The organism is Acidisoma sp., assembly GCF_035492295.1.
Classification (GTDB): domain Bacteria; phylum Pseudomonadota; class Alphaproteobacteria; order Acetobacterales; family Acetobacteraceae; genus Acidisoma.
Genome location: NZ_DATJJK010000258.1, coordinates 1 through 7,496, shown reverse-complemented (window position 1 = coordinate 7,496; position 7,496 = coordinate 1). Strand labels below are relative to the sequence as shown.

Genomic DNA, 7,496 nt, shown 5'->3' with positions numbered 1-7,496 from the left:
ATCGGGCGCCTGGAGTCTGGTCTTGCTGAACCTCTCCGCAGCGACGCCATGTCGATCACTTAAGCCGCGCGTACTCCGGCGAGGAACGTGTTGACTTCGCCGGACAGCTGCTCGGCCTGCTTGGAGAGATCGGATGCAGCGCTCAACAGCATGCCGGCGGCACTACCGGTTTCGTTCGCAGCCGCGCTGACGCCGCCGATATTGGTGGTGACATCGCGCGTTGCCGCCGCGGTCTGAGTGACGTTACGCGCGATCTCCGCGGTCGCAGCGCCCTGTTCCTCGATGGCCGAGCCGATCGCAGTAGCAATCACGCTGACTTCCTCGATCGTCGTGGTGATCGCCTGGATCGCGTCGACGGCCTCGCGGGTCGCGCCCTGGATCTGGCTGATGCGCTCGCCGATTTCCTTGGTCGCCTCGGCGGTCTGGCTGGAGAGCGATTTCACTTCGGCGGCGACGACGGCAAAGCCGCGGCCGGCCTCGCCGGCGCGCGCGGCCTCGACCCCGGCATTGAGGGCGAGAAGATTGGTCTGGAAGGCGATCTCGTCGATCAGGCTGACGATATTGCCGATCTGCCTGGAGGATTCCTCGATGCCGCCCATGGCGCTGATCGCGTCATGGACAATCTTTCCCGACTGTTCGGCATCGCTCTTGGCATGAGAGACGAGGCTCCGGGCCTCCTGAGCGCCTTCGGCGGTCTTGCGCACCGCCATGGTAATTTCGTCGAGCGCGGCTGCGGTTTCCTCGAGACCAGCGGCCTGCTGCTCGGTGCGGCGGGAAAGATCGTCGGAGGCCTGGGCGATTTCGCCGGCGCCGGAGCGGACGCCGCTGGTGGCGGAGGTAATGCTGCTCATGGTCTCCTGCAGCTTGTCCATGGCGGCATTGAAGTCGTGGCGGAGCTTTTCGTAATCGCTGGTGAAGGGCTCGGCGAGACGGAAGACGAGATCGCCCTCGGAGAGGCGCTCGAGGCCGGAGGCGAGGGAGGAGACGACGAGGGTCTGCTGCTGGGCGCGGTCGGCGCGCTCGCTCTCGGCGTTGGCGCGTTCCTGCGCCGTCACGGCGCGTGCGGCCTCGGTCTCGCGTTCCAGCTTCTCCTTCTCCAGCGACGCGTCACGGAAGACGCCGAGGGTCACGGCCATGCGGCCGAGTTCGTCGCGCCGGTCGGCGCCGGGAATGTTGGTGTCGAAGTGGCCGGTGGCGACTGCCTCCATACTATGCGTCAGCCCGGCCAGCAGCCGGGCCACGCCCCGGCGCAGGAAATAGATCACGGCCAGGAAGACGATGAAGAGCGGCACGATGACGAGGGAGAGCTGTTCGAGATTCCGGATGACGAGTTTTCGGACATCATCGACATAAACACCGCTGCCGATGGTCCACTGCCATTCCGGCACCGCTACCGAATAGCCGATCTTCGGCTCCGGCGTCGTCTGGCCGGCCTTGGGGAAGTAATAGCTGACGAAGGCCGGATGCCCCGCCCTGGCCGAATCGATCATCGGCTTGTTGATGATGGTGCCGTAGGCATCCTTGACATACATGCGGTTGACGCCGACCAGCTTCTTGTTGGGCAGAACGATGGTGACGCCATCATAGGTGTTGACGAAGAAATAATTGCCGTTGTCGAAGCGGGCATCGCTCAGCGCGCCCTTCGCCAGCTGCTGCGCCTGTGCCGTCGACAAATGCCCCGCCTGCGCCTCATGGACGAAAAATTCCGTCATGGTCACGGCGGAATCGACGAGATTGCGAATCTGCGTCTTCTTCGATTGCAGGGCCACATCGTAGATCGCACTCAGCCCGAGCGTGACGGCGATCAGCGTAATGATGACGCCGATGCCGCCGAGCAAGGTGAATTGGCCGGTGATGGACAGGCGCTTCAGCATGACAACTCCGTTCGCGCGACCCGAAGGCGAGGGCGAACCGCCATAGCAGCGAGGGTCTTGCGAAATCGTTGCCGGCCGCCGCCATAGCCTGCGGCTGCGTCACATATTGCTGAATTCGGGCTGAAGGTTCCGGCCGCCGGGCGGCGCGTTCAGCACTCGGTAAAGTTTACCGCGAGACCGCCGAGCGAGGTCTCTTTGTATTTGGACTGCATGTCCATGCCGGTCTGCCGCATCGTCGCGATCACCTGATCGAGCGACACCCGGTGCGTGCCGTCTCCGTGCAGGGACAGCGAGGCGGCGTTGATCGCCTTGATCGCGCCGAAGGCGTTGCGCTCAATACAGGGGATCTGCACCAGGCCGGCGACCGGATCGCAGGTCATGCCGAGGTGATGCTCCATGCCGATCTCGGCCGCGTTCTCGACCTGGGCGATGCTGCCGCCGAGGGCGGCCGTCAGCCCCGCCGCCGCCATGGAACAGGCGACGCCGACCTCGCCCTGGCAGCCCATTTCCGCGCCGGAGATCGACGCGTTGATCTTGAAGAGCGCGCCGATCGCGGCCGCTGTCATCAGGAAGTCGCGCATGCCCTCGATCCGCGCATCCGGGCAATGGTCGCGGTAATGGCGCAGCACGGCGGGCACCACGCCGGCGGCTCCGTTCGTGGGTGCCGTCACCACCCGCCCGCCGGCTGCATTCTCCTCGTTCACGGCAATGGCATAGAGGCTGACACGGTCCAGCAATCCATGCGGCAGAGGCGTGTTGCTGCGGGCCGCGGCATCCATCCGGCCAAGCAGCGCGCGGGCGCGGCGGCGCACCTTCAACCCGCCCGGCAATTCGCCTTCCCCGGCGATGCCACGGTCGATGCAGTCCATCATGACCGCGATGATGGCGTCCAGCCGCCGCTCGATCTCGGCCTGCGGCAACAGTGCGCGCTCATTCTCCCACATCATGGCGGCGACCGAGAGGCCGGAGGCCTCCCCCATGCGCAGCATCTCGGCGCCGGTTGTGAAGGGGAAGGGTAGGGGCGCCGCGCCATCCTCGATCGGCGCGCCCACCTCCTGCTCCCGGGCGACGAAGCCGCCGCCGACCGAGCACCAGCGTTCCGAGAGCAGGATCGCCCCATTGGCGTCGAAGGCCGTGAAGACCATCGTATTGGCATGCACCGGGGTCTCGGCTTCGGTGTCGAAGACGATGTCGCGCACAGGATCGAAGTCGATCCAGCCACGGCCGAGTGGCAGGCGGTGGGCGCCGCGCGCATCGTCGATGATCCGCCGCGCGTCCGATGCCTGGACGCTGTCCGGCCGCTCGCGTGCCAGGCCGAGCATGATCGCGGTATCCGTCGCATGCCCGCGTCCGGTCCATGCGAGGGAGCCGAGCAGTCGGACCGCGATGCGGACTGGTTCTTCGGTCAAGGCTTCGACGAAGGCGGCGGCGGCCTTCATCGGCCCCACGGTATGGGAGGAGGAAGGGCCGATGCCGATCTTGAAGAGTTCGAAAACGCTGATCATCCGGCAACTCCTGGCAGAAGGCGGAAGCACCGGCCGGTCATGACGTCCTCAGCCGCCGAATTCGCGCATATGCTCAGCGATGAAGCCGCGCACATAGGGCGCGAAGCTGCGCCAGACCTCGATGTGGAAACGCTCTGCCTCGGTCCGCCACAGCACGATCTCCGCCTTGCCCAGGATGGTCCGTGTGCACATGCCCACGGGGAAGGCGCGGAGATCGAAATCCAGCGGATTCCCCCCCGCCAGCACCGTCGCCGCCTGCCGGCCGGAGAGGCCGAGGGCGATCTGGCGGCTGGAAATATCGACCAGACTATGCGGCAGCGTGGCGAGCTGTCCCTCGGCGGCCTCGATCAGGCTCTCGCCCACGGCGGGCAGCGCCAGCAGCAGCCATTCGTCAGGCCCCAGCCAGAGCGCCGCGCGATCGGCACCAAGTGAGGCCCGGCAGGCCTCGCGCGGCAGCGCCGGTCCGAAGACCGTCTCCATCGCCTGCACCGCACCCTCGGCGCCACGGAAGTTGAGCCGGGTGAAGTCGGGCAGGGTTTCAAGGCGGACGCCATCCGCCTCGATCACGCCGGCATCGAGAATGTCAGACAACATCGAGGCGCGCTCCCTCAGGGTCGTAGAAGACGGGTGGCACGACCTTCACCGCGATGGCACCCCCCTTCGCCATCGGCACGTGCAGGGTCTCGCCATGGCGGCTACGTCCGGCTTCCAGCATGGCGAGCGCGATCGGGTGATCCAGCACCGCGCTGCGATAGGCGGAGGTGACATGGCCGAGCACGGTCATCGGCACCGGCTGGCGGGGGTCGGCGACGATCTGCATGCCTTCCTCCAGCACCGTGCGCCCGTCCACCGAGAGCAGCCCGACAAGCTGCTTGCGCTTGGGATCCGTCATCGCCGGCCGGGCGAGCGAGCGCTTGCCCACGAAATCCTTCTTCGCCTTGCCCACGGCCCAGGCGAGCCCGGCATCATCCGGCGTTGCCGTGCCGTCCGTCTCCTGGCCGACGATGATGAAGCCCTTCTCGGCCCGCAGCACATGCATGGTCTCGGTGCCGTAGGGTACCATGTCGTGCTTCCGGCCCTCGGCCCAGATCGCTTCCCAGACCGCGCGGCCGTGGGCGGCGGGCACATTCACTTCGAAACCCAGCTCGCCCGTGAAGCTCACCCGGAACAGCCGTGTCTTGACGCCGCAGATGCGGCCCTCGACCACCGCCATATGCGGAAAAGCGGCGGGAGACAGGTCAATTCCCTCGACCAATGGCGCCAAAACGGCGCGGGCTTTCGGCCCCTGCACGGCGATGACCGACCATTCCTCGGTGATCGACGTCAGCCAGACATTGAGGTCCGACCACTCGGTCTGGAGATAGTCCTCCATCATGTTGAGCACCGAGGCGGCGCCGCCGGTCGTCGTCGTGACATGGAAGCGATCGGCGGCAATGCGTCCCACCACGCCGTCATCGAGGACGAAACCGTCTTCCCGCAGCATCACGCCGTACCGGCAGCGCCCGACGCCCAATTTTGTCCAGGGGTTGATATACATGCGGTTCATGAACTCCGCCGCATCGGGCCCGACCACCTCGATCTTGCCCAAGGTAGAGGCATCGAACAGGCCGACGGTCTTGCGCACGGCCAGGCATTCCCGCGCCACGGCGGCATGCATGTCTTCGTCCGACTTTGGGAAGTAGTGGGCGCGTTTCCACATGCCCACATCCTCGAACACCGCGCCCTTCGCTTCCGCCCAAGGGTGGATCGCGGTGCGTCGCACGGGGTCGAACAAGTCGCCACGCGCGGCTCCGGCGAAATTGCCAAAGGTCGTGGGCGTGAAGGGCGGCCGGAACGTGGTGAAACCGACCTCCGGCACGCTGACGCCGCGCGCCTGTGCCATCACGCCCAGCATCGGCATATTGCTGGTCTTGCCCTGGTCGGTCGCCATGCCGGTGGTGGTGTAGCGCTTGGCGTGCTCCACCGAACGGAAGCCCTCCCGCACCGCGAGTTTCAGATCCTTGGCCGTGCTGTCGTTCTGGAAATCGACGAAGGCACGGACGCGGCTGGCATCGCGGTTGTGCGGCAATGCGCCGAGAAAGGTCGAGGCATCGGCGGCGGCACAGACCGTTACGAACTGCCGTGTCGTAACGGCCGGGCCGCCGGCAGCGAGCGCGGCCTCCTGGCCCGCCTTGAACCCTTCCGCCAGCGCCGCATCCAGCCCGTAGGCGCCGTTCGCTGCCCCGGCCGCGCGCAGCGCCTGGGACGGAGCGACCGCACCCGGCACATAGGCCTGCAGTGCCTCGTCCCAGCGCAACTTGGAGAGAGATTGGGAATAGAGATGCAGTGTCGGCGTCCAGCCGCCGGCCATCAGCAGGAGGTCGCAGGCAACATCCTGGGTCTGCCACACCGTGCCGTCCGCGCCCACGGAGGCGATGGAGGCGCCGTCCACCCGCAGTTTTCCGGAAGTACCCGCGATGGTCTTTCCGGCCGCAATCGGCAAGCCTGCCTTCAGGGCCGACTCATACCAATCCCCCGCCGGGGCATGGCGCAGGTCAGCGATGACCGCGATCTCAACGCCTGCTTCGGCAAGTGTCAGGGCTGCGCGGTAGCCGTTGTCATTGGTGGTGGCTATCACCGCGCGGCGGCCCGGCACAGCCCCATAGCGGTTGACATAGGTTGTTGCCGCATCGGCCAGCATGATGCCGGGGCGGTCATTCTCCGGGAAGGTCAGCGGCCGCTCCAAGGCACCCGTCGCTATCACCACCTCACGGGCGCGAACCTGCCACATGCGCTCGCGCGGCTGGCTCTCGTTCGGGTTTGCCAGATGATCGCTCACCCGTTCCACCAGCCCGACATGGTTATGCGGGTAGTAGCCGAAGCCCGTGGTGCGCGGCAGCAGCGTGACATTGGGGAAGCTGGCCAACTCGGCCAGCGTCTCGGCGAGCCAGACCTGGGCCGGTTTCCCGGCGATCAGCGAGTTCGTGTCGGCGAGAAGCGAACCGCCCATCTCGGCCTGCTCATCACACAGGATAACGCGCAGGCCCGAAGCCGCGGCGGCGAGGGCAGCCGTCAGGCCGGCCGCACCGGCACCGATGATCAGCACCTCGCAATGGGCGTTGCGCTGCAGATAGCGATCCGGGTCCGGGGCGGTCGGCACTTTCCCGAGGCCCGCGGCCGAGCGGATGACCGGCTCATACACGCGGTCCCAGAAGCTGCGGGGCCACATAAAGGTTTTGTAGTAGAAGCCCGCCGGGAAGAGCGCCGAGAAGCGGTCGTTGATGCCGCCGACATCGAAAGCGAGGGAGGGGTAGCGGTTCTGGCTGATCGCGGTCAGGCCGTCATACAGTTCTATCTGCGTCGCGCGCAGGTTGGGCGCCGTCCGGCCTGTATCTCGGCTGACTGTGACGAGCGCATTGGGCTCGTCCGAACCCGCCGTCATCACGCCGCGCGGCCGGTGATATTTGAAGGACCGGCCCATGAGATGGACGCCGTTGGCAAGCAGGGCGGAAGCCAGGGTATCGCCGGCGCGGCCGGTATAGGCGCGGCCGTCGAACGTGAACGAAATGGGCTTTGCGCGGTCAATCCGGCCGCCGGACGGCGTGCGGTAGGGCTCGGTCGCGATCGTGACCGTGGGGGGCAGGGAATCGGGCATTACGCCACCTCGGGGCGGGCTTCGCCCGTCTTGTAGCTGGTCAGGATACGATCGGTTGAGGTGTCCCGCAGCACATTGAAGAAGCGCGCGCAGCCATGGATATGGCGCCACCGCTCGGCATGCACGCCGCGCTCATTGTCGCGTTGATAGAGGAAGCCGGCCCATTCCTGGTCGCTGAGCGGCGAGGGGTCGACCGGCCGCGCGATATGGGCCTGGCCGCCATAGCGGAATTCGAGTTCCGGGCGCGGGCCGCAGAAGGGGCAGGGAATGAGCAGCATTGTCCGGCTCCTCGCGTTAATGCGCGACCGCGGCAGCCGCCGCTTCGTCGATGAAATGGCCGGTTGTGAAACGCTCCAGGCTGAAGGGTGCGTTGATCGGATGCGGCTCGTCCTTCGCAATCGTATGGGCGAAGAGATGGGCGGAACCCGGCGTCGCCTTGAAGCCGCCGGTGCCCCAGCCGCAGTTCACATAAAGACCCTTCAC

5 protein-coding genes and 1 pseudogene are annotated in these 7,496 nt (G+C 66.5%); all 6 read right to left on the bottom strand.

Annotated elements, in window-relative coordinates:
* Positions 1 to 59: 59 nt before the first annotated feature.
* Positions 60 to 1,874 (bottom strand): methyl-accepting chemotaxis protein, encoded by a 1,815-nt coding sequence (locus VL752_RS19440; RefSeq protein ID WP_325357815.1) that lies wholly within the window; start codon positions 1,872 to 1,874, stop codon positions 60 to 62.
* Positions 1,875 to 2,023: 149 nt separating this feature from the next.
* Positions 2,024 to 3,379 (bottom strand): L-serine ammonia-lyase, encoded by a 1,356-nt coding sequence (locus VL752_RS19435; protein WP_325357813.1) that lies wholly within the window; start codon positions 3,377 to 3,379, stop codon positions 2,024 to 2,026.
* A 48-nt stretch (positions 3,380 to 3,427) separates the two neighbouring features.
* Positions 3,428 to 3,973 carry a sarcosine oxidase subunit gamma gene (locus VL752_RS19430; RefSeq protein WP_325357811.1) on the bottom strand — a complete coding sequence of 182 codons (546 nt, stop codon included), beginning with the start codon at positions 3,971 to 3,973 and terminating at the stop codon, positions 3,428 to 3,430.
* Positions 3,963 to 7,013 (bottom strand): sarcosine oxidase subunit alpha family protein, encoded by a 3,051-nt coding sequence (locus VL752_RS19425; protein WP_325357809.1) that lies wholly within the window; start codon positions 7,011 to 7,013, stop codon positions 3,963 to 3,965. The genes VL752_RS19430 and VL752_RS19425 overlap by 11 nt, the downstream gene beginning before the upstream one ends.
* Positions 7,013 to 7,291 carry a sarcosine oxidase subunit delta gene (locus VL752_RS19420; protein WP_325357807.1) on the bottom strand — a complete coding sequence of 93 codons (279 nt, stop codon included), beginning with the start codon at positions 7,289 to 7,291 and terminating at the stop codon, positions 7,013 to 7,015. Before VL752_RS19420 ends, VL752_RS19425 begins: the two co-directional genes overlap by 1 nt.
* Before the next feature lie 16 nt (positions 7,292 to 7,307).
* Positions 7,308 to 7,496, bottom strand: a pseudogene (locus tag VL752_RS19415) (sarcosine oxidase subunit beta); the annotation flags it as partial.

Bases quoted from the DNA above. Each gene is read 5' to 3' on its own strand.
- VL752_RS19440 (WP_325357815.1), bottom strand. From the start codon at position 1,874: ATGCTGAAGCGCCTGTCCATCACCGGCCAATTCACCTTGCTCGGCGGC.
- VL752_RS19435 (WP_325357813.1), bottom strand. From the start codon at position 3,379: ATGATCAGCGTTTTCGAACTCTTCAAGATCGGCATCGGCCCTTCCTCC.
- VL752_RS19430 (WP_325357811.1), bottom strand. From the start codon at position 3,973: ATGTTGTCTGACATTCTCGATGCCGGCGTGATCGAGGCGGATGGCGTC.
- VL752_RS19425 (WP_325357809.1), bottom strand. From the start codon at position 7,013: ATGCCCGATTCCCTGCCCCCCACGGTCACGATCGCGACCGAGCCCTAC.
- VL752_RS19420 (WP_325357807.1), bottom strand. From the start codon at position 7,291: ATGCTGCTCATTCCCTGCCCCTTCTGCGGCCCGCGCCCGGAACTCGAA.